Annotated in this window: 17 protein-coding genes; 14 read left to right on the top strand and 3 right to left on the bottom strand. The window is 40.4% G+C overall.

All coding sequences use genetic code 11. The features are described from left to right. Positions 1–4 precede the first annotated feature (4 nt). Positions 5–4,522, top strand: a complete 4,518-nt coding sequence (locus tag IHE35_RS08210; protein ID WP_242786948.1) for a translocation/assembly module TamB domain-containing protein — start codon at positions 5–7, stop codon at positions 4,520–4,522. A gap of 157 nt (positions 4,523–4,679) precedes the next feature. Next, complete coding sequence (locus tag IHE35_RS08205) at positions 4,680–4,829, top strand: hypothetical protein (protein WP_242786947.1); 150 nt, start codon at positions 4,680–4,682, stop codon at positions 4,827–4,829. Positions 4,830–4,953: 124 nt separating this feature from the next. On the opposite strand, the gene xseB is transcribed toward IHE35_RS08205, so the two are convergent. Together xseB and xseA are read right to left on the bottom strand one after the other, a co-directional pair. Further along, positions 4,954–5,151: an exodeoxyribonuclease VII small subunit gene (gene xseB / locus IHE35_RS08200; RefSeq protein WP_242786946.1), complete on the bottom strand. Its 198-nt coding sequence runs from the start codon at positions 5,149–5,151 to the stop codon at positions 4,954–4,956. Then, positions 5,144–6,403, bottom strand: a complete 1,260-nt coding sequence (gene xseA, locus IHE35_RS08195; RefSeq protein ID WP_242786945.1) for an exodeoxyribonuclease VII large subunit — start codon at positions 6,401–6,403, stop codon at positions 5,144–5,146. Before xseA ends, xseB begins: the two co-directional genes overlap by 8 nt. 226 nt (positions 6,404–6,629) lie before the next feature. Here xseA and IHE35_RS08190 point away from each other — a divergent pair, with 226 nt between their 5' ends. From IHE35_RS08190 to IHE35_RS08170, 5 genes are all read left to right on the top strand, one after another. Continuing rightward, the gene (locus IHE35_RS08190) at positions 6,630–7,058 is read left to right on the top strand and encodes an I78 family peptidase inhibitor (protein ID WP_242786944.1); all 429 of its coding nucleotides are present in this window, start codon (positions 6,630–6,632) and stop codon (positions 7,056–7,058) included. Positions 7,059–7,170: 112 nt separating this feature from the next. Beyond that, complete coding sequence (locus IHE35_RS08185; protein ID WP_242786943.1) at positions 7,171–7,530, top strand: hypothetical protein; 360 nt, start codon at positions 7,171–7,173, stop codon at positions 7,528–7,530. A gap of 202 nt (positions 7,531–7,732) precedes the next feature. Further along, complete coding sequence (locus tag IHE35_RS08180; protein WP_242786942.1) at positions 7,733–8,002, top strand: hypothetical protein; 270 nt, start codon at positions 7,733–7,735, stop codon at positions 8,000–8,002. Between the two features lie 294 nt (positions 8,003–8,296). Beyond that, positions 8,297–10,936 carry a bifunctional aconitate hydratase 2/2-methylisocitrate dehydratase gene (locus tag IHE35_RS08175; protein WP_242786941.1) on the top strand — a complete coding sequence of 880 codons (2,640 nt, stop codon included), beginning with the start codon at positions 8,297–8,299 and terminating at the stop codon, positions 10,934–10,936. 70 nt (positions 10,937–11,006) lie between these two features. Beyond that, on the top strand, positions 11,007–12,563 hold the full coding sequence (locus IHE35_RS08170; RefSeq protein ID WP_242786940.1) for a hypothetical protein: 1,557 nt from the start codon (positions 11,007–11,009) through the stop codon (positions 12,561–12,563). Here the strand turns inward: IHE35_RS08170 and IHE35_RS08165 are convergent. Beyond that, positions 12,539–13,501 carry an IS30 family transposase gene (locus IHE35_RS08165; protein WP_180182461.1) on the bottom strand — a complete coding sequence of 321 codons (963 nt, stop codon included), beginning with the start codon at positions 13,499–13,501 and terminating at the stop codon, positions 12,539–12,541. The two genes, IHE35_RS08170 and IHE35_RS08165, sit on opposite strands and share 25 nt — an antisense overlap. A 110-nt stretch (positions 13,502–13,611) precedes the next feature. Between IHE35_RS08165 and IHE35_RS08160 the strand changes: the two genes are divergently transcribed. The 7 genes from IHE35_RS08160 to IHE35_RS08130 all read left to right on the top strand — a co-directional run bounded on the left by IHE35_RS08160 (position 13,612) and on the right by IHE35_RS08130 (position 21,385). Then, a complete protein-coding gene (locus IHE35_RS08160) occupies positions 13,612–14,199 on the top strand; it encodes an NERD domain-containing protein (RefSeq protein ID WP_242786939.1) in 588 nt (195 codons plus the stop codon). A gap of 28 nt (positions 14,200–14,227) precedes the next feature. Beyond that, positions 14,228–14,449 carry a hypothetical protein gene (locus IHE35_RS08155; RefSeq protein WP_242786938.1) on the top strand — a complete coding sequence of 74 codons (222 nt, stop codon included), beginning with the start codon at positions 14,228–14,230 and terminating at the stop codon, positions 14,447–14,449. A gap of 671 nt (positions 14,450–15,120) precedes the next feature. Next, positions 15,121–16,110, top strand: a complete 990-nt coding sequence (locus IHE35_RS08150) for a putative oxygenase MesX (protein WP_242786937.1) — start codon at positions 15,121–15,123, stop codon at positions 16,108–16,110. A gap of 40 nt (positions 16,111–16,150) precedes the next feature. Beyond that, positions 16,151–17,194, top strand: a complete 1,044-nt coding sequence (locus IHE35_RS08145; protein WP_242786936.1) for a methionine synthase — start codon at positions 16,151–16,153, stop codon at positions 17,192–17,194. 107 nt (positions 17,195–17,301) lie between these two features. Further along, positions 17,302–17,799 (top strand): flavin reductase, encoded by a 498-nt coding sequence (locus tag IHE35_RS08140; RefSeq protein ID WP_242789978.1) that lies wholly within the window; start codon positions 17,302–17,304, stop codon positions 17,797–17,799. 112 nt (positions 17,800–17,911) lie between these two features. Further along, on the top strand, positions 17,912–18,829 hold the full coding sequence (locus IHE35_RS08135; RefSeq protein ID WP_242786935.1) for a LysR family transcriptional regulator: 918 nt from the start codon (positions 17,912–17,914) through the stop codon (positions 18,827–18,829). Positions 18,830–19,267: 438 nt separating this feature from the next. Next, on the top strand, positions 19,268–21,385 hold the full coding sequence (locus IHE35_RS08130) for a TonB-dependent siderophore receptor (RefSeq protein WP_242786934.1): 2,118 nt from the start codon (positions 19,268–19,270) through the stop codon (positions 21,383–21,385). The last annotated feature ends 27 nt before the right edge of the window (positions 21,386–21,412 follow it).

Raw genomic sequence — 21,412 nt, 5'->3', positions numbered from 1 at the left:
GAACATGGTCGAGAACCAGCAACCACAAGACGCAGAGCCACAAAATACGCCTTTACCTAAGAAGCGCCGTATTTTAAGAAGCATCTTATTGTCGGTGCTGTTTTCTATTCTGTTTTTACTCGCGGCACTGGCGATCATGTTCTCGACGGATCGCGGCAGCAAGTTTTTACTGGATCAGGTACTGCAACGTCAGCAGATTATTCATTATGAATATGAAGGCGGTAATCTGTGGCGCGGTATTATTCTGCGCAATGTGCTGGTGACGCTCAAACCGGTGGATGTCAAAATCGACCGGGCCGACGTTACTTTGGGCTGGCGGGCGATTATCAAACGGGAAATTCACCTGAATAGTGCAGATGTGCGCAATCTGCAGATCATTACCAAGAATCCGCCGAGTGATCAGCCATTTTCTTATAGTGATATCCGTTTGCCATTCGTGTTGCGGGTCGATCATCTGGATCTGGATCACCTGCTGATTAAAACACATAGCTCTTCAGTCGATTTTTATGATGTGGTGATTAATGAAGGACTTTGGTCGGGAACCAAGCTGACCTTTGAAAAATCGCGCATGAATATGGGCTATCTCTATGTTTATGATGTCACCGGTGATATGGACTTCCATGGTAAATATCCGCTAAATGCGACCGGTGTGCTCAATATTCCATCCCTGAATAACAGCCTGAACATTCGTGATATTCGCGTTGCAGCCCGGGGCACCTTAGAGACTATTCAAGCAGGTGTTGCAACCTATACGCCAGACTTGCTGACCGGCTGGGCCGTGATTCATCCGATGAATCCGCATGTTCCGATGTTCGGTAAACTAAAATTTGAGCAGTATCACTGGCCAATCTTGGAAGATCAGAAACTATTCTCCAAAGATGGTGTGGCTGAATTTAATGGCGATATCCAGCGACTGAATATCAATCTCAACACAGACCTGAGCGGCAAAGACATTCCGGAAGGCCAATACAATGCCATGATGCATACAGATCTGGTCAATCAGCTGAATATTACTGATTTTAATGGGCAGCTGATGAAAGGTTCAGTCAGTCTGGCTGGTAACGTTGGCTGGCATGATCAGGTGACTTGGGATGTATCTGGACGTGTGAATCGTCTTAATCCTAAAGATAAAGTGATTCCACAGGTCGTGCAGGACTTTCTGCCACCAAGTCTGGATGGAAATATTGCTTCTAAAGGGACATTGGAAAAAGGTTTACACCTGACAGCTCTGGTTGATTTCGATCGTTATGAAACCTGGAACATCAAGCTGGATCAGAACGAAGCGAAAAATAAAAAAGCCCAGCCAATACTGATGAATGTGGCATGGAAGAATATCGACCGTGCAGTGCCTTATGTCGGCTGGTTAAAAAGCGAATCCGGAGATGTAAATCTGGCGCTGAATGAAGGTCAGCAGGACATCTTTGTGGCAACGCAGGTGGCTGCTCATGAGCAGGGGCTATTGCCAGCTGGCATGTATCAGGCAAAACTGAATCTGAAGAATAATATTCTCAAAGTTCCAAGCTTTAGCTATGCTGCGCAAAATGGCGGCCTCACAGGTAACGCCGTGGTAGAACTACCAGATAAAAAGCGCCAGTTAAAATGGAATGCTGTGCTGAATGCCAATAATCTGAATACGCAGGTACTGGCAGCAGCATCACCGGTGGATCGTCTCAATGGTCGAGTTACAGCAAGTGGTTATGCCAAACCAAATCAGCAGATTATTAACTTAAAAGCAATCGATCTGACAGGTCGCCTTGCTGGTCAAAATGAAACAGTGCGACTGACCGGCACGAGTACGGCAGCATTGTTATTCCATGATGAAAAACAGGGCGGTGGCTTTAAAGGCTATGCAGTGAATTATGATGGCAATTTAAATGCCAGCCAGTTTGCTGCCAGCAAAGGTTTACTTAAATTCAAGGTCTCCGGTACACCCGAATTATTAAAAATCAATGAATTTAAGCATGATGGCATTGCAGGCAAGATCAATGCCAGTGGTCTGGTGAACCTGGCGAATGGTCTTGGCTGGGATATCAATGCTTCACTGGTTCGCTTTAAACCGCAATATTTTGCTTCCAGTGTTACAGGTGAGTTATCGGGGAATGTGAAAACCCGTGGCGTATGGTCAGATGTCTTGAAACGTATTCAGATTGAACATTTGAATCTTGCAGGAATGCTGAATAACAAGCCGGTGCGTGGTACAGGTAATCTGGCGATGATTATTGATACCAAACAGAGCGGATTTGTACCTCAGCAGTTTGAAGCCAATAATCTGTTCCTGTCTTATGCCAGCAACCAGATTCAGGCAACCGGGAATGCGCAGAATCTTCAACTCAAGGTAAATGCACCAGCGCTATATGATTTATATCCGGGACTGCGTGGACGTGCATATGGTTATATTAATATGCAGGCGCAACCACGTTTGCGTGCCTCAACTAATCTGGCTGTTGATGATTTTGCCTTTAATAATCTGTTCAGTGTGCAGAAAATCCGGGTACAGGGCCAGTTGCCAACCTCACAAAGCACACCAACCTTGCTCACTGCAACCATGGATAATCTACGTAGTGGCAATCGTCAGATTACCCGAGGCGAAATATCTCTAGCCGGGACACGTGCAGCGCATGTATTAAAGGTTCAGGCAGAAAACAAACTGTCCAAGTTTTATGTACAGTTGGCCGGTGGTTTCAATGCGCAAAATAACTGGCTGGGTCAGATTCAAAATGGTGATTTCGATTCCCTGCGTACCCGTCTGGTACAGCGTCAGAATGCCTCTGTGATCTATAATACAGCACAGTCAGACCTGTTTGTTGGTGCACATTGCTGGATGAGCCAGCAAAGTCAGCTGTGCTTTGATCAACCCATACGTGTGAATAAAACGCGTGGCAGTGTCTCATTCCAGACACAAAACCTCGATCTGAATGATTTCAGTGCATTCATGCCTGAAGGGCTGGCAATTACCGGTAAGGTCAATGGCTACGCGCGTGCAACATGGGCCCAAGGCGCAAAACCGAAGATTGATGCGCGACTCGTCACCCGAGATGGTGTGGTTGGACTGGCAGCTGAAGATCCGCAATATTTGGGCCAGACTCTGAAATATGATGAAGTTGGATTGGTCGCGAAAAGTGTGGCAGATGGCTTGCAGATTCGCCTGGATGTGAAAACACCAGATATCGGGACGGGCTATGCTAATGTCATTATTGATCCATATCGTGACAGCAAGCCAATGCGTGGTGAAGTCGCCTTTAACGAAGTACAGCTAAAAGTATTCAAGCCATTTATTCAGGATGTGCGTACGCTGGAAGGTACCTTGTCTTATGCAGGAAAGATCAGCGGTACACTAACCCAGCCATTATTAAACGGTGAGATTCGCGTAAAGGATGGGGCAATCAGCATGATTTCCCTGCCAGTGAATCTGACTAATGTGCAGTTGTATTCATCTGTACGTCAGGATTCTGCGACGATTAATGGTGCATTTAACAGTGGTCGTGGTGCAGGACGCTTGACTGGTTCGGTGGACTGGAAAAATGATCCTCGTGTTCAGTTACGTCTCCAGGGTGAAAACCTGCTGATACGCCAGGCGCCACTAATTACGGCAGTCGTCACACCAGATTTGACGATGGATCTTTATCCATTTAACAAGAAACTCAGTCTGAATGGTTCGATAGAAGTTCCGCGTGCGCTGATTTCTATGCCGGAAGCGTCTAAACCAGTAGTTGGTGTGTCTTCTGATGTCCGTGTAGTACAGGAAGGTCAGGATCAGCTGGCGATTCTAAAATCGGCACGCCCATGGGATATTCGTGCTGATGTTGCGGTGTCCTTGGGTAATCAGGTGATCTTCCAGGGCTTTGATAGTCGTATTCCACTGCTTGGACGGGTCAATCTGTCTCAGCGTGGTCTGGAAACAGCGATGCGTGCCAATGGTGCGATTGGTGTATCACAGCGGGTGAAAATCGAAGCGTATGGTCAGAGTCTGGATCTGAACCGTGCCATTGCCCGTTTCAATGGCCCATTGTCGAATCCGACACTGGATATTGATGCCAACAAATCTGTACAGGGTAGCGTTGTAGGTGTACGTGTTACCGGTACAGCCTCAAGTCCTGCGATTCAGGTGTATAACGATGCTGGCTTGTCTGAACAGGAAGCATTAAATGCCTTGATTACCGGCCGGATCAATGAAGGTAGTTCAGCATTAAGCCAGTCTGAAAGCTTCAGGTCTGATGTTAACAATACCATTGCCGCTGCGGGGATTAGTTTGGGTCTAGGTGGTACACGCGCATTGACCAACCAGATTGGTCGTACTTTTGGTTTGAGCGGTTTGGCATTAGATGCACAGGGTACAGGTGATGATACACAGGTATCCGTCACTGGTTATATCACACCAGATCTGTATATTCGTTATGGAGTGGGTGTCTTTACCCCAGTGAATAAACTGACTTTGCGTTATCAAATGAATCAGCGTCTGTATCTGGAAGCCAGTCAGTCCCTCGAAAGAGCCATTGACGTGTTCTACAATTGGCGCTTCTAAAAGAAAAAAGCCCTTCAAGTGAGGGCTTTTTTTAATTGTGGCGTTGAAGAAAATCTTATCTTTTTAAAATGATAAAGATGTACAACATTTCTATCCTTGATGTAGGTCACAATCTGTCATATCTATGGGTTAAGCATATTCAGATAAGGGAACATATATGACCAAGCTATCCGAGCAATCAGATAAAGATGTCACACCACACAAAGAGTCCAACGATGATAAGGGCAATCAGGCTACTTATAAGAATGTTAAGCCTGAGAAAAAACCGAATGCAGAGCCGGAAAATCCGTTAAGAGAGCAAAAATAGCATGTTCCAAGATAAAAAGCCTTCTCAATGAAGGCTTTTTATATTTAGAAGATAGCCTAAGCTTTATTTTAAAATTCATCACATAATCTAAGACATAAATTAACAGGATATAAAACTTAAAAGTTTATTCCTTAAAAGTGTCATCTAATGCTTGTTGTACCGCATCGACACGTGTTTTACAGGCTTTATAGGCTGCCATGGACTCCTCAACAATCTTCATCAGATTATCAATATCCGGTTCCTGCTGAGCATCCAATAATTCTGCATTCCGTTTTAGAATTTCATAGCCTTCTTTAAAGCTTAAAGTATGGTCATTACTCATATGGATTTACCTGTGTGATATTGGCTGCAAAAGTACCGTCCTGCATTTCGACCTGAACCTTACTTTCAAGCTCATGGACAGAACGTACAGCATGACCTTGTTGTCGGACGATGGCATAGCCTTTGGAAAGGACTGTTTTGGGGTTCTGGATTAGAGTTTCGCGTAACAATGCTTCAATCTGTTGTTGTGCAATTCGGGTTTGCTGACGGGCCAAATTGCCGATATTGGATTTCAATTGGGTGATTTCTTTCAAGGCATCCGAGACTTTGGCATTGGCAATGTTTTCAATCAATGCCATCGATTGATCATTCTGACTTTGATAGGCCTGAATCTGCTGCCGGGAACTACGCTGGATAATTTGCAGATTGGTCATGACATCCTGCACACGTTCCACAATATGATTGCGAATCCCGGCAATGACTTTACTCGGGGTATCAAAGGAACGGTGCGCAATTTCATCCAGAATGGTCTTGTCTTTTTCATGACCAATGCCAACCCAGATTGGCACGCTGCGCTTACACAGTAGGGCAGCCAGTTCATAGTCATTCAGATAAGCCAGATCAATTACAGCACCACCACCACGGATAATCACGATTAAATCAGGTGCCGTTGCGTAATCTTCTGCCCACTGTTTCAGTCCTTGAGCCAGACTTTGCCGAATGCTTTGCGGTGCGGTATTGCCCTGAAACGTTGCCGTATGATAGATAAATTCACATACCTGTGCGTCCGCAAGGGCATCAGCATCTTTTTTAAAGTCACCTAAACCCGCAGCATTTTCAGGAGCAATCACCAGAATCCGGTTCAGATCGAATGGTGTTGGTAATTGCCGGTTACGTTCAATCAAACCTTCTGCTGTGAGTCGTTGCACGATTTCCTGATAGCGTCGGGCAATGTCACCGAGGGTATAACTGGAATCAATTTCAACAATATTCAGGGAAAAGCCATATTGCGGATCGAAACTGGCTTTGACCTTAATCAGAACATTTAAATCCCGACTTAACTCAATCCCGGTTTCCCGTTCAAATGGGGTCACAATTTTTTGTGCAGCAAATTTCCAGATGGTGGCACGGCAACTGGCAATGACCTGATCATTGTCCGGATCTTTTTCTGCCAGTTCCAGATAGTAATGACCTGCCTTGATATTCAGGTTGCGTATTTCTGCCTTGACCCATACCGGGGTGTCGAAGGTAAGTTTAACCACCTCCTGCACGGTAGAGAGGTATTCCTTGAGGGAGAATTGGGGATCTTGCATAGCCGCAGAAAAGTTTAAAATTCAAGCAAATTTTAGCGCAAACCTGCATAGCACTCAAACCACATTACTCAGTATTCTTGTGGCTGAATTGCAGCAGAGCGATATCTGGGTACATAATTTATTGCTGATAGAAGCTTCAGCATTGATTTACATACATTTAGATAAACTTTCTTGGGGATGACTATGCTAAATTAAGGCGGAATAATCCTTTAGAAGAAGATCGCCGATGAAAAGAATCATATATCTGGGCATGCTGATCGCTGCATTAACAGGATGTGCGGCACAGCAGCCAGAAGAAACACCGCGTATTGGCATGCCGAACCCTGCCAGTGCTTATTGTGTGGATCAGGGTGGAAAGCTGGAAATCCATAACGAAGTTGATGGTCAGGTGGGTTATTGCCATTTGCTAAATGGGCAAGTAGTTGAAGAGTGGGCATTATTCCGTAGTAGCCAAACTGAATGTGTAGCTGATAAGGCTAAGACGCTGATTGGCCAAGCAAAATTGACTGAAGATCAGATCAAGGCGATTAGCCAAGCTCAAATTGTCCGTTTAGTAAAACCTGGGCAGCCAGTAACAATGGATTATCGTGTAGAGCGCGTCACCGTCACTGTAAATCCAATCAATCAAAAGATTATTCAAGCAACTTGTGGTTAATTCAAACGCATAAAAAAGGCCCGAAAGGGCTTTTTTTGTTTGTTCGGCTACGACTAATTTAAATGACAAATCCATTACGATCTTTTATATTGCCCCTCGTAAGGAGAAGTTCATGAAAAAGTTATTTGCTTTATCCGTTATGGTGGCTTTGGTCGGCTGTGCCGAAAAGAAACCACTCACCCCTGAAGAGCAGTGGCAAGGTTATTGTCGTAGTGTGGGCAATGCTGCACGCAGTATTATGCTGGACCGTCAAAATGGCATTGAGAAAGAAAAAGCTGTTGAACATGCCAGCAAGGTGGAAGATGAAACCACTAAAGGTTTTGTCATGACCATTATTGATGACGTTTATAAAATGCCATTGGATGAAATCAACAAAGATGTGAAAGAAGCGCGTGAAAAAATCCGTGCCGAATATACTGAAAAATGTATTGCGACACCGCATGACGAATTACCAGATTATAAACCGTTCTAAGGAACGGTTTTTTATAGCTTTGCCATATTCAAATTATTTTATGCAAGCTTGTAGAAGTTATTTATCTGATGCTAATTTCTTATAAAAATAGCCTAAGCATCATGTACAATTTGTGACAAATTCTAAATCTAAAATATAGCAATACTTATCTAAATATCGAATAATGAAAATATCTCCAAAATAATTAGAAAGGAGCAGTATTATGAATGTTGTGGGATATTTACATCATGCAGATCTGTTGCTCGAAGATGAACAGGGCATGGCCATCATTGGTGGTGGAAACTATGTGCTCAGTGTGGGCGATAAAGTCAATTTAAAACGTATGCTCGATCAAAATAAAAATCTTTATCTGGTCGATATTTCCTTTGCCAGTAACAATCACAATGGCACCTATGAAGACCAGTGTGTACTCAAATTTGAAGGCTGTCGTGATGCATTTAACCAATATTTGAGCACAAGCACAGTACACTAAGGTGGAGTATCTTTTTTCTTATAACTCAGGCAACATTCGTGTTGCCTTTTTTATAAGTGAAATTCAGCTAAAAGTGCTCAATTAGAGCTTAATTTATGCAAGAAAACAGATTTTTGATTATCAAATAATCATTATGCACATCATTTATTTACAAAATAATGAGCATCACAAAGAAACACTTTACTTGCATTAACTTTTAACTGGAATTTTAGTAAAATTTGAGAGTCCATATTGTTTGTGAAGCTTTATAAAGTAGAAATTCACAGATAATTTTTTAAAAAAGAGGAATAAACCGTGCTAGAAGCTTACCGCCAACACGTTGAAGAACGTGCCGCACTCGGAGTCCCACCGAAGCCACTTGACGATGCTCAAACTGCTGCATTAGTTGAATTATTAAAAAATCCACCAGCGGGTGAAGAAGCATACCTAGTTGACTTGCTTGAAAACCGTGTTCCTGCAGGTGTTGACCAAGCTGCATACGTAAAAGCTGCGTTCTTAGCTGCATTGGCAAAAGGCGAAGCGACTTCTCCACTAGTTTCTAAAGAACGTGCGGTTTACTTACTGGGCACTATGCTTGGTGGTTATAACGTTGCTCCTTTAGTAGAACTTTTAGACGACGCTGAACTAGCAGAACTTGCTGCTGAAGCGTTAAAGAAAACTCTTCTTGTGTTTGATGCGTTCCATGACGTTGCTGACAAAGCACGTGCAGGCAATGCAAACGCGAAAGCAGTTCTTCAATCTTGGGCTGACGCTGAATGGTTCACAAACCGTCAAGACGTTCCAGAAGAAATCAAACTGACAGTTTTCAAAGTAACTGGCGAAACCAACACAGACGACTTGTCACCTGCACAAGACGCTTGGAGCCGTCCAGACATTCCGTTACACGCGAACGCAATGCTTAAAAACGAACGTGATGGTATCAACCCTGAAAAACCAGGTGAAGTTGGTCCATTAAGCCAAATTAAAGACTTAATCGCGAAAGGCAACCAGGTTGCTTACGTAGGTGACGTTGTTGGTACAGGTTCTTCTCGTAAGTCTGCTACTAACTCTGTACTTTGGTTCTTTGGTGACGAAATCGCTCACATTCCGAACAAGAAAGAAGGCGGTTACTGCTTAGGTTCTAAAATTGCTCCGATTTTCTTCAATACAATGGAAGATGCTGGTGCGCTACCAATTGAAATCGATGTAGCAAACATGAACATGGGCGATGAAATCACCCTTAAGATTGACAAAGCTGCTGCTAAAGTAACTGCGTTCAAAGACGGCGCTCAAATCGCTGAAGCTGACCTTAAAACTCCAGTACTTCTAGACGAAGTTCGTGCGGGTGGTCGTATTAACCTGATCATCGGTCGTGGTTTGACAACTAAAGCACGTGAAGAGCTTGGTCTTGAGCCTTCAACTCTGTTCCGTACTCCAGTACAACCTGCTGACACTGGCAAAGGCTTCACCCTTGCTCAGAAGATGGTTGGTCGCGCTTGTGGTCTTCCTGAAGGTCAAGGTATCCGTCCAGGTACTTACTGTGAACCACGCATGACTACAGTTGGTTCTCAAGATACAACTGGTCCTATGACTCGTGACGAATTGAAAGACTTGGCTTGCCTAGGCTTCTCTGCTGACCTGGTAATGCAATCTTTCTGTCACACAGCTGCGTATCCAAAACCAGTTGACGTTCAAATGCAACACACGCTTCCTGATTTCATCATGAACCGTGGTGGTGTTTCTCTACGTCCAGGTGACGGTATTATCCACTCTTGGTTAAACCGTATGCTTCTTCCAGATACTGTTGGTACTGGTGGTGACTCCCATACTCGTTTCCCAATCGGTATTTCATTCCCAGCGGGTTCTGGTCTTGTAGCATTCGCTGCAGCAACTGGTGTTATGCCACTTGATATGCCTGAATCTGTTCTTGTGAAGTTCAAAGGTAAAATGCAACCTGGTATCACGCTTCGTGACCTAGTACATGCAATTCCTTACGTAGCGATCCAAGAAGGTGACCTGACTGTAGAGAAGAAAGGTAAGAAAAACATTTTCTCTGGCCGTATCCTTGAGATCGACCTGACAGAAATGGAAACTGACCTGACTGTTGAGCAAGCATTCGAACTTTCTGATGCTTCTGCTGAACGTTCTGCTGCTGGTTGTGCGATCACGCTTTCTGAAGAGAAAGTTGCTGAATACCTACGTTCTAACATCACTATGCTTAAGTGGATGATTTCACAAGGCTATGGCGATGCTCGTACTATGGCGCGCCGTGTTGAGAACATGGAAAAATGGTTGGCTAACCCATCACTTCTTAAAGCTGATGCTGACGCTGAATACACGAAAGTGTACGAAATCGACCTTTCTACGATTACTGAACCAGTTCTTTGCTGTCCAAACGACCCAGATGATGCAAAACTTCTTTCTGACGTTCAAGGCGTGAAAATTGATGAAGTATTCATCGGTTCTTGTATGACCAACATCGGTCACTTCCGTGCAGCTGGTAAACTTCTAGACAAAGTACCTGGTGGCACTTTATCTACTCGTCTATGGTTGGCTCCTCCAACTCGCATGGACGAACACCAGTTGATGGAAGAAGGTTTCTACAATACTTATGGTAAAGCTGGCGCTCGTACAGAAATGCCAGGTTGTTCACTATGTATGGGTAACCAGGCACGTGTAGCACCGAACACGACTTGTGTATCGACTTCTACTCGTAACTTCCCGAACCGTCTAGGTCAAGGTGCTAACGTTTACCTAGCGTCTGCTGAGCTTGCATCTGTTGCTGCTGTATTAGGTAAATTACCTTCTCCAGAAGAATACCAACAGTACGCTGCTCAAATCGACAGCATGTCTGCTGACATCTACCAATACTTGAACTTCGACAAGATGGGCGAGTATACAGATGCTGCTAAAGACATCGATACTAAGAAAATTGCTGCTGCTCAATTGGCTTAATCTTAATTGATTGATTAATAAGCAATAAGCGGTATAAAATAAGGGCTGAGAAATCAGCCCTTATTATTTTATGAAAAATCATTACGAAGAAAAATTTGAACAATTGGCTTTAGAGTTAGGTTTGGAAAAAGCTAAAGAAAAAATTGTTAAAGAACTTTTATATAAAAGTTCACAGCCAAAAATTGGTGATTATAAAAATAAATTTGATATGTTTTGGCATTCTAGTTTTATAGAACAGATCTCAATAAATGATACGAAAAATGAAGTTTACATATTAGCCTTGAGCCAGTTCATAAGATACGAAATTACTGATACAGCCATTCTTATCAATATTTTAAAACTAGATATAAAAAGTTGTCTTTTAGCCATTCGTTATTCAGGTATTATTTTAAAGCCAGAACATCATTCTTGGAATATTTTAAATGAAATAACTGAACAATTGGAATTGGATCAGTTATCGAAATTCATGCAAACCGTAAAGCATTTGCAAGAACAATATACATATAGAATTGAAGATTATGAGAAAATAAAGCAGAAGTTAAACATTGGGCAAGTGACAGCAATGATATTTAGTAGTTTATATGCCTATGAATATTTAATACCACATGAAGAAATTATAGATTGTATTCCTTACCAATATGATGAAAATGAAACAAATTCTCCAGAGACAATTTGGAAAGCATTTGAAGTAATTATTAAAAACTCAAGAAAAAACAAAGTAGTTATAAATGAGAAAATGGTTTTTAGAACCTTTGAGGAAAAATATTTTCCGATAATAACTGGTGAGAATTTAAAAAATGATCTTGTTGATGATTATGAAATTTTCAAAATGATGGTTGCAATAAAAGTTGAATTACATAATTTTAAAAGAAATGTATTGGAATCTTATAGTTTTAATAAAAAAATTGATTACTTTTTAGAAAATGGTGAACTTCTACACGTAAGTGATGTAGAAGATGATAATTGGTATATAAAGAATAGTATTAATTTAGCATATTGGAACTACATTGGTACTTTAGAATATGTTAAATCAGATTTATTTTCTGCACAAGATTTGATCTCTATGGGGGGTGGTAGGGATTTAGGGATTATATCAAATATTTTTGGAATCATTGAGCAGCTAAAACAAGTGTATGGTATTGATAATATTTATATTGATGAGAAAATTATTAGCATCTTTGATGCGTTACTAGTACAAATGAGTATAAAAATGCATTCTATTAATGAGCATGTAAATATATATGAAAACTTGCTTGCTTCTTATGATCATTATAATGCTCAAATGTATATGTTCGTTTCAGGCTTACAGTCTCAACATTTTAAACTACCATTGCTTTTTTCAACGATTCAGAATAGATATAGTAAACAATTTTCTCTACTTTATGGTGGTAGTAAAAAAGAAAAATTACAAAGAATTAAAAATGTTTATGAATTCTGGACTTGTGACTTAAAGAGTGAAACTGAGGAATATTCATTTTCTCATAAACCTTTTTTTAAAATTGATGATGTTATCTTTCAATTTCCATGGATGTCTGCCTTTCAGAATATAAATACATCAATTGTGAATTATTTAAGAAAATTACATAAAAATAGGTGGCGGATTCAAGCAGCAAGTGCAACAGTATAAAAACCAGCCATAACTTCACTAGGCGTATACCAGCCTAGTGTTTTTCTAGGGCGATGATTGAGAGCAAATTCTATCTGCTCTATTTGTTCATTTGACACTTCATCAAACGAAGATGATTTTGGCAGATATTGCCTGATCAGACCATTGGTATTTTCATTTCTGGCTCGTTGAATCGACTTGTATGGATCTGCAAAGTACGTCTCTATCCCTGCTTCCGTTATCCGCCGGTGCTCGGAGAACTCCTTACCATTATCAAAGGTTACACTGTAGGCATGACTGCTGCGCAAACATGCTAAAGCACACGAAATCGTTTTAGTTGTGGTTCTAGTTTGTCCCAAATGAACGATATGTACATACAAGCTTTTGCGCTCAACCAGAGTTAATAATGCCCCCTTGTGATTCTTGCCTATCACGGTATCACCTTCAAAATCACCTAGGCGTTGACGTTTCTCGACGACCTCATCGCGACAGTGAATACTTGTTCTATCAACGAGTTGGCCTCTACGGTCTGTATTTTTATAACCTCGTTTACGATATTTCTTTTGATGCCTTAAATGAAGGTGGAGCTTACCACCTTTAGATTTATCTAGATAAACATACTGATAAATCCATTCATGTGAAGGCACATCAAGCCAACCTCGTTGTGTTAAAGCACCTGAAATTTGCTCAGGAGACCAATCTAAGCCAATCAGATAACGAATATAAACGAGAGCAAAATCTGTCATTTGTGAAGAGGATCGATATCGTCTTTGACTTGAAAATTTCTCTGCCTGTTGAGCTCGATATCCACGTTTTCCAGTATTTCTTTTGATCTCACGATAAAGGGTTGATCGAGAACGTCCAAGCTCCCTGGCAAGGGTAGAGATTGAAGATTTGCTTTTCAAAGCAGCATAAATTTCGTATCTTTCATCTTGAGAAAGTTGGGTGTATTGCTTCATTGGGTGCTTTCCAATTGCGAGTTGAAAAAAGTCTAATGATTTTAATACACCTAACTTTTTCAACTAACTACAAATATGTCGCACTTGGTATTTGAATCTGCGGGTTGGAATTGAGAAAAGAAACCGATTATATCGAATCTAGATTAGGTAAAATTCTGGAAAAAACTGGCTTCAAAGTGTTTACCTCGTATAAGCCTATTGGTACGGATGCTGGGGAAATAGATTTAATAGCAATTTATGGAAATCATGTCATTATTGCAGAAGTGAAATCTACGTATATAAGAAGTAGTATTCAGGAAATTCATGAATATAAAAATTTCACATTAAATAAAGCTAGTTACCAACTAGATAAAAAAGTTGAATATATTAAAAAATATTTTTTAAAAGAGCATTTTTCTGACTTAAGTGAAGTTGTGCTTCATACTTGGGTTATTGATACAACGCTAGAGTTTGATCATGAATATATTGGAGATCATTTAAAGGTCTCTTTAGATGAAATTATTATAAGTTTGAATGGTCATAAGGATTTTATGGATTCGTTTGTAAACTCAGACTTTGATTTAAAAAAATCAATCGACCGAGTTGATCCTATTCAATTTTTAGAATCTATTGAAAATAATTTATTTTGGAATAAGCAGATAGGAAATTATGATGATAATTTACAGGGTATGCTTCAAAAATTATCATCTAAAATGTAATATCTGAATTTATTCGGCGATAGTTATCATGCCCAAACAATCCCGCTTCCTCTGTATCGGTGGCTTCCTCAACGGAACCCAAGTCAAAGACCAAGGTGACAGTTTTGTCTGTGTCGAAAATGGTAAACAGGTGACTTACCATAAAAAAGAAATCTTCCATCAAGATGCTTGGGATCATGACTATTATGTCTGTGAAAGCACCACAGATAAACAAGCATACAATTGGGTGTATGACATCGATACCAAATAGAAGAAAACATACTGCCATTGGGTGCAATGACGGTATTGATTGCTGAATTTGCTAACGCTTTTATAGCCTAATTACCCATAAATGAAGAGATAGTTTCTGAGTTCACCCATTCTATAATTGGGATTAACTCATCTTGGCATCTGCGAATAGGTGTACATGTGAATCATCATTACGTCGCATTTTTCAGTGTTCAATTTTTTGCAGAACTGGGGGAGCACTCAGACTCAAGTTGTCGGGTAAATTTGATTAATTTAGGAAAGTTATCTTTTTTAGGCTACGAGTAAGAATAGCTGGTAGGTTTATATAAGAATATGCACACAGATTTACTAAATACGCTATTTGGATGATTTGAATCAGATAATTATGTTTTAAAAGCATGATATTTTCTCATCTTATAATGAAAGATAATCAATACTTCTTAAACGAACATATCTTAAATGAAGAAATTTTCAAAAATAATTGACTTTATATTTAGCTAAGCTTTTGAAATATTGAGGTTATTATATTTTATTGGCAGTTCTGTAAAGACTGCTGATATAACCACCAAAGTGAATGATGAAATAATTTCATCTTTTATTGAAATTAACTCGTTTTACTCATGTTCTAATTCACGTTTAAATCTAGCCATTCAGAAATTTAGATTTTTATAAAATTTTTAGGTGGCAATCTCTATGAGTACAGCATTTCAATGTTCAATCAAACGCATTCGTTTTGATGAGAATTACGAACCAGCCAACAACACCCGTTTAACTACAAACTTTGCCAATTTAGCGCGTGGTGAAAGCCGCCAAGAAAACCTGCGTCGTACATTAGCAATGATCAACAATCGCTTTAACAGCCTTGCCACAGTAGATAATCCAAAAGGTGATCGTTATTCACTTGAAATCGACATCATCTCTGCGGAAATTGATATCGAAGGCAATGGTCAAACTTTCCCATTTATTGAAACGTTGAAAAGCACAATCATTGATCATAAAACAGGTGAGCGTATTGAAGGCATGATTGGCAATAGCTTCTCATCATACGTACGTGATTATGACTTTAGTGTAGTCTTGCCAGCCGCAGGTTGTAAATTCAATGAAATGCCTGAAAACTTTGGTGATTTACACGGTAAGTTATATTTACACTTGGTACATTCAGAAGTTTTTAAAGCTGAATTTAAGAAACATCCTGTGATCTGCTTAAGCGTATCGACCACGAAAACGTATTACCAAACGGCAAATGTCCATCCAGTACTTGGTGTGGAATACACCAATGACGATTACTCTCGTACCGATGCCTACTTTGCCAAAATGGGTTTAAGCGTACGTTACTTTAAGCCACAAGGTGCCAATGCACCGCTTGCATTCTACTGTGCTGGTGACTTACTACGTGATTACACTGATTTTGAATTGATCAGTGCCATTGCAACAATGGAAAGCTTCCAAAAGATCTATCGTCCTGAAATTTATAACACTAATTCTCCAGCAGGTGTCGAATATCAACCGAGCTTAAGTTATGGCGATTATTCACTGACACGTATTGTATATGACCGTGTGGAACGTGGTGAGTTGGCGGTGAAACAAGGTAAATGGACTGAAGAAAACTTTATCAAACCGTATAAAGACATTCTTGATGAATGGGCTGCCAATTTTAAAGTGACAGAATCCGCAGCTGCTTAAGTACCCAAATTAGAACTGAATTTTAGATAGAAGATTAGACATGGCCCGTTCAGAAACAAAATTGTTACTCCCAACCTCAACAGCAGGTAGCTTGCCGAAACCATCTTGGCTCGCTGAACCTGAAAAACTTTGGTCTGCTTGGAAGCTTGAAGGCGATGAGTTACTTGAAGCAAAACGTGATGCGTTAAAGTTATCTTTGCATGAACAAGTGCGTGCAGGCATTGATATTGTCAGTGACGGTGAACAAACACGTCAGCACTTTGTCACGACCTTTATTGAGCATCTTGAAGGTGTGGATTTCGAAAAACGTGAAACCATGCGTATTCGTAACCGTTACGATGCCAGCGTACCTTCAGTCGTTGGTGAAGTTTCTCGTAAAAAAGCCGTATTTGTCGATGATGCGAAATTCTTACGTAGCCAAACCGATCAACCGATTAAATGGGCTTTGCCGGGTCCAATGACCATGATTGATACACTGTATGATGGTCACTATAAGAGCCGTGAAAAATTGGCGTGGGAATTTGCCATAATTCTAAACCAAGAAGCCTTGGAGCTTGAAGCAGCAGGGGTGGATATCATTCAGTTTGATGAACCTGCATTTAACGTGTTCTTTGATGAAGTGAATGATTGGGGCGTGCCTACACTCGAGCGTGCGCTTGAAGGTCTAAAGTGTGAAACTGCGGTGCATATTTGCTATGGCTACGGCATCAAAGCTAATACCGATTGGAAGCAAACATTAGGTAACGAATGGCGTCAATATGAGGAATCATTCCCGAAACTACAACAGTCGAAACTCGATATCATTTCACTTGAGTGCCAAAACTCACGTGTACCGATGGACTTGATTGAACTCATCCGTGGTAAGAAAGTGATGGTCGGTGCGATTGATGTCGCAACCAATCAGGTTGAAACCGCTGAAGAAGTAGCGAATACCTTACGTAAAGCACTGAAGTTCGTTGATGCAGATAAACTGTACCCATCAACCAACTGTGGTATGACACCGCTTTCTCGTCAAGTGGCACGTGGCAAGCTCGAAGCCTTAAGTGCCGGTGCTGCGATTGTTCGCAAAGAACTTGAAGCTTAATGCTTTGAACGTTCCCTCTCCTGAGTCAGGAGAGGGTTAGGGAGAGGTGTGTTTGAACTTCTTCTCTATATGAAAATATTGTACATAAGTCACATGGAAATACGATGATGATTGAAGCGACAGACTTTAAAAACGCAATGTCTTTACTCACAAGTGCAGTCAATGTCGTGACCACGATGGGTGAAGCCGGTGCACATGGTTTTACCGCATCTGCGGTGTGTAGTGTGACCGATACCCCACCGACATTGCTGGTATGTATGAATCAATCATCTCGTTCGCATGCCAACTTTGTGGAAAATAAAGTGCTGTGTGTGAATGTACTGAATGCAGATCAAGCCGATTTATCGAATGCTTTTGCTTCTGCAAAACTTAGTGCTGAACAACGCTTTGAGAAAGGTGTGTGGTCAACTTTAGAAACCGGTTCACCTGCGCTTGCAGATGCCTTGGTTAGTTTTGATTGCGAAATTGAGCAGATCCAAGAAGTGGGTACACATACTATTTTCATTTGCCCGATTGTTGCTATCAAGCGCAATCAAGTAGAACACGCATCATTGGTGTATTTCAATCGTGCCTATCATCAGGTCGGTGAAATGGAACTGGCTTAAATTTAAAATGAGTGAAAATAAGTCTCTTAAATAAATTTAAGATGAATTAAATTCATCATCAAACGATTTGCGTTATGCTGATGATGAATAATGAGGACATCGTTAAGACAACATGATTGAACTTCGCCATCTAAAAACACTGGTTGCACTACGTGAACATGGTTCATTGGTGGCAGCTGCTAGTGGTTTATGTTTAACACCTTCAGCCTTGTCGCATCAGCTAAAAGAGCTTGACCAATACTTTGATACAGAAGTTGTCTATCGGCGTACTCGACCTGTTTCATTTTCCAATGTAGGTCAACGGTTGCTCAAACTAGCCGATGAAATTTTGCCACAAGTACAAATTGCACAAGCAGATATCAGCAGAATTTTGCATGGTCAAACGGGACGAATTACGTTCTCCTCTGAATGTCATAGCTGTTTTGATTGGCTCATGCCTTTATTAAATGTCTACCGTCAGCAATATCCTGATGTCGATTTAGACTTTGCTTCTGGTTTTGAATCAAACCCACATGAGTTATTGCAAAATGGAGAGTTTGATCTGTTGATTACTGCTGATCCGATTGCCTTAAAAGGAGTGGAATACTTTCCTGTATTTGAATATGAATCTCGCTTGGTATTATCAACCACGCATCCTTTAGTTCGTGCTGAAAGTATTACTGTGCAAGAACTTGCAGGAGAAACCTTAATTACGTATCCCGTCGATAAGCATCGCTTGGATATCATGGCTAAATTATTTATTCCTGCAAATATTCAACCGAAACAGATTCGTACCACAGAACTGACTCAAATGCTGATTCAGTTGATCGCCAGTGGGCGAGGGATCGGTGCGCTACCTGATTGGGTGGTGAATGAATATGAACAAAAAGGTTGGGTCACATCACGTCGTTTAGACTGTGTTGCAGCTGAAGGGCTAAGACGAACGCTTTACGCAGGTTATCGTACAGATGAAAAACAGAAAGATTATTTTGAAGGCTTTCTAAAACAGCTAGATCGCTTTTCAAAGAAGCGAAACAGCTATTATGAATAAGGGATTTAAAAATTAATTAATTGTAGATTCTCTTTTCATCTTTGGAGCACGGTCCAACATGTTATTCGTTTAGCTAGTGCTCCTTAAGTATTTTTAAATCTTTATTTTTGAGAGCCGTAGTTCTTTGAGCCATCACATTCGTTTAAATTTATAAGATATGTCTAAGCCTCGAATCTAATATCTACACTAAAAAATGAGTCGAATGATTGCAGAACTCAATCAGATTTAAGCTAAAAATATGGACCTTGATCAATTTTTTAGCTCCTCAATCAAAGTAATCATATTTAAATTAGTAGTTTCATTGATCGAAAATTACTTTCAAATCAAAATCAAACACAGAAAATTCAAATGATAATTGTTATCTTAATGTAAATAATTATCATTAACCGAGTGTATGATGTGTGCAAAATTTAAAACTGGATGTATAGGGGCTTGATCATGAAAAGAAATTTTTTATTTTTATCTTTAATCAGTATTCCATTTTTTGCTTATGCACAAGATTCGATCCAATTAGCAACAATTGTGGTTAAGGCAGACTCGCAAGAAACTGATGTCACAGGCAAACTGAAAAAGAAAGCCACTTTAAATATCTTAGGTGAAAAAGACGTTTTAGATACGCCATTTACCATTCGTAATTACAGTGATCAAGCCATTCAAGATGCACATGCGCTTACAGTGATGGATGTATTAAAAATTGATCCAAGTATTCGTACTACAACGAATAGTGGACATTTAAATGAAAACTTCAATATTCGTGGATTCAATGTTAACTGGGATGACCTGAATTTAAATGGTGCTTATGGTATGGCACCATCTGGTCGAGTTTCGACTGATATTTTAAGCTCAGTTACCGTATTAAAAGGACCGAATGCTTTAGTTGCTGGTATGGCTCCAAGTGGAAACATTGGTGGTGTAATTATTGCAAATACCAAACGTGCTGATAAAGAATTGACACGCGTAACTGCCAACTTTGAAGATGAAGGATTCTATAAGTCAGGTTTTGATGTTGCGCGTCGCTTTGGGGAGAACCAAGAGTTCGGTGCACGTGTAAGTGCAAACTATGGTCAGGGTGAACATGTAGTTGATGGTCTGGAAGACGAAACTATTTCTGCTGTCATCGGTCTTGACTGGACGACGGATAAAGCAAAAATTAATTTAGATGCATATTCTACAAAAGACAACCGAGATGGTGGCTCACCAGCTATGGTGTCTTTTGCAGCATTAACAAAGGTGCTTGATGCTCCTGATGGACGTACAAATTACTTGCCCAACTTATGGGGCACACAGTCTGCAAATTACATCGGATTATCAGGTGAATACAAGTTATTAGATAATTTAAAAGTTATTGCTGGTGTTGGAACAGCAGAGCAAAAGTACCAAGGACATTTATTTGGTACGCGTGTAAGAGTAACTGAAGAAAATGGTGATGCTGAATCTCAATATTACCATGTGAAAATGAACCAACGTAACACAGCTGCAAACTTAGGATTAGAGGGTGCATTTAATACTGGTTCAGTTAAGCATGTAGTAGGTCTAAGAGCGGACTATTTACACAGAGATACAAAACAGCATGATGCTGCAAATTCAACTAGATTTGAAACTAACTTGTATAATCCAAGTCAGTCAGGAGCTATGCCTGTTAATGCACCTGAAATGTTCAATCTTGCGGATAATACTTTCACTAGCTACTCTCTAACGGATCAAATTTCATTATTAGATGAAAAGTTGCAATTGATTCTGGGTTTACGTTATCAAGATGTAGATGTGAAGAATCCATTCAAAAACACTGAATACAAGTCTGATAAGGTTTCTCCAAGTTTGGGTGTCGTGGTTAAACCTTGGGGTGAAGATATTTCTTTATATGCTAGTTATGTTGAAGGACTCACTCAAGGCAGTACTGTCAATAATAGTGCTACGCCCTCGATTAAAGATGTAAATGAAGGTAAAACATTTGCCCCGTTCCAAACCAAACAGTATGAAATTGGTACGAAATATCAACATGGTTCATGGCTGCATACTTTAGCTGCTTATCAAATTGAAAAGCCGAGCACTATGGTTGAGAAGTTAACCGGGAATCCTGATTTCAATCAAATTACGACAGATGGTGCTGAAACAACATCAAAAGGGGTTGAATATGGATTCTCTGGTAATGTGATTGATGACCTAATTGTGTGGGGTAATTTGGCATATATTGATGCTGAATATAAAAAATCTATAAAAAATCAGGGAAATACTGTTCAGGGTCAGCCAGAGTTTACTGCAGGTTTAGGGGTTGAATATCGTCTTCCATTTATGGATGGCTTAAGTGTTAACACACGTATGAACTATGTAGATACGCAATATTTAGATGAGGCGAATAAACTTACTATTCCAGATTACACACTATTCGATGTAGGTGCGAAATACACAACTAATCTTGGCGGAGTAGACACAACTTTCCGTGCAAATATTGACAACGTGACTGACGAAAAATATTGGGCAGGTGTATTTAACAGTGGGTTTACAACACTGGGCGCAGGTCGTACTTATAAATTGGGTGTGACTTTCGATTTCTAATTTTCAACTCGTTTATGTATTGCAACA

Origin of the sequence: Acinetobacter sp. ASP199 (assembly GCF_022700675.1) — a bacterium.
GTDB lineage: Bacteria > Pseudomonadota > Gammaproteobacteria > Pseudomonadales > Moraxellaceae > Acinetobacter.
Note: the sequence above shows the minus strand (reverse complement) of the source record. Positions and strands in the feature narration are given on the sequence as shown.

Excerpts from the sequence above, each read along its gene's own strand:
- IHE35_RS08210 (WP_242786948.1), top strand. The coding sequence starts at position 5 with ATGGTCGAGAACCAGCAACCACAAGACGCAGAGCCACAAAATACGCCT.
- IHE35_RS08205 (WP_242786947.1), top strand. The coding sequence starts at position 4,680 with ATGACCAAGCTATCCGAGCAATCAGATAAAGATGTCACACCACACAAA.
- xseB (WP_242786946.1), bottom strand. The coding sequence starts at position 5,151 with ATGAGTAATGACCATACTTTAAGCTTTAAAGAAGGCTATGAAATTCTA.
- xseA (WP_242786945.1), bottom strand. The coding sequence starts at position 6,403 with ATGCAAGATCCCCAATTCTCCCTCAAGGAATACCTCTCTACCGTGCAG.
- IHE35_RS08190 (WP_242786944.1), top strand. The coding sequence starts at position 6,630 with ATGAAAAGAATCATATATCTGGGCATGCTGATCGCTGCATTAACAGGA.
- IHE35_RS08185 (WP_242786943.1), top strand. The coding sequence starts at position 7,171 with ATGAAAAAGTTATTTGCTTTATCCGTTATGGTGGCTTTGGTCGGCTGT.
- IHE35_RS08180 (WP_242786942.1), top strand. The coding sequence starts at position 7,733 with ATGAATGTTGTGGGATATTTACATCATGCAGATCTGTTGCTCGAAGAT.
- IHE35_RS08170 (WP_242786940.1), top strand. The coding sequence starts at position 11,007 with ATGAAAAATCATTACGAAGAAAAATTTGAACAATTGGCTTTAGAGTTA.
- IHE35_RS08165 (WP_180182461.1), bottom strand. The coding sequence starts at position 13,501 with ATGAAGCAATACACCCAACTTTCTCAAGATGAAAGATACGAAATTTAT.
- IHE35_RS08155 (WP_242786938.1), top strand. The coding sequence starts at position 14,228 with ATGCCCAAACAATCCCGCTTCCTCTGTATCGGTGGCTTCCTCAACGGA.
- IHE35_RS08150 (WP_242786937.1), top strand. The coding sequence starts at position 15,121 with ATGAGTACAGCATTTCAATGTTCAATCAAACGCATTCGTTTTGATGAG.
- IHE35_RS08145 (WP_242786936.1), top strand. The coding sequence starts at position 16,151 with ATGGCCCGTTCAGAAACAAAATTGTTACTCCCAACCTCAACAGCAGGT.
- IHE35_RS08140 (WP_242789978.1), top strand. The coding sequence starts at position 17,302 with ATGATTGAAGCGACAGACTTTAAAAACGCAATGTCTTTACTCACAAGT.
- IHE35_RS08135 (WP_242786935.1), top strand. The coding sequence starts at position 17,912 with ATGATTGAACTTCGCCATCTAAAAACACTGGTTGCACTACGTGAACAT.
- IHE35_RS08130 (WP_242786934.1), top strand. The coding sequence starts at position 19,268 with ATGAAAAGAAATTTTTTATTTTTATCTTTAATCAGTATTCCATTTTTT.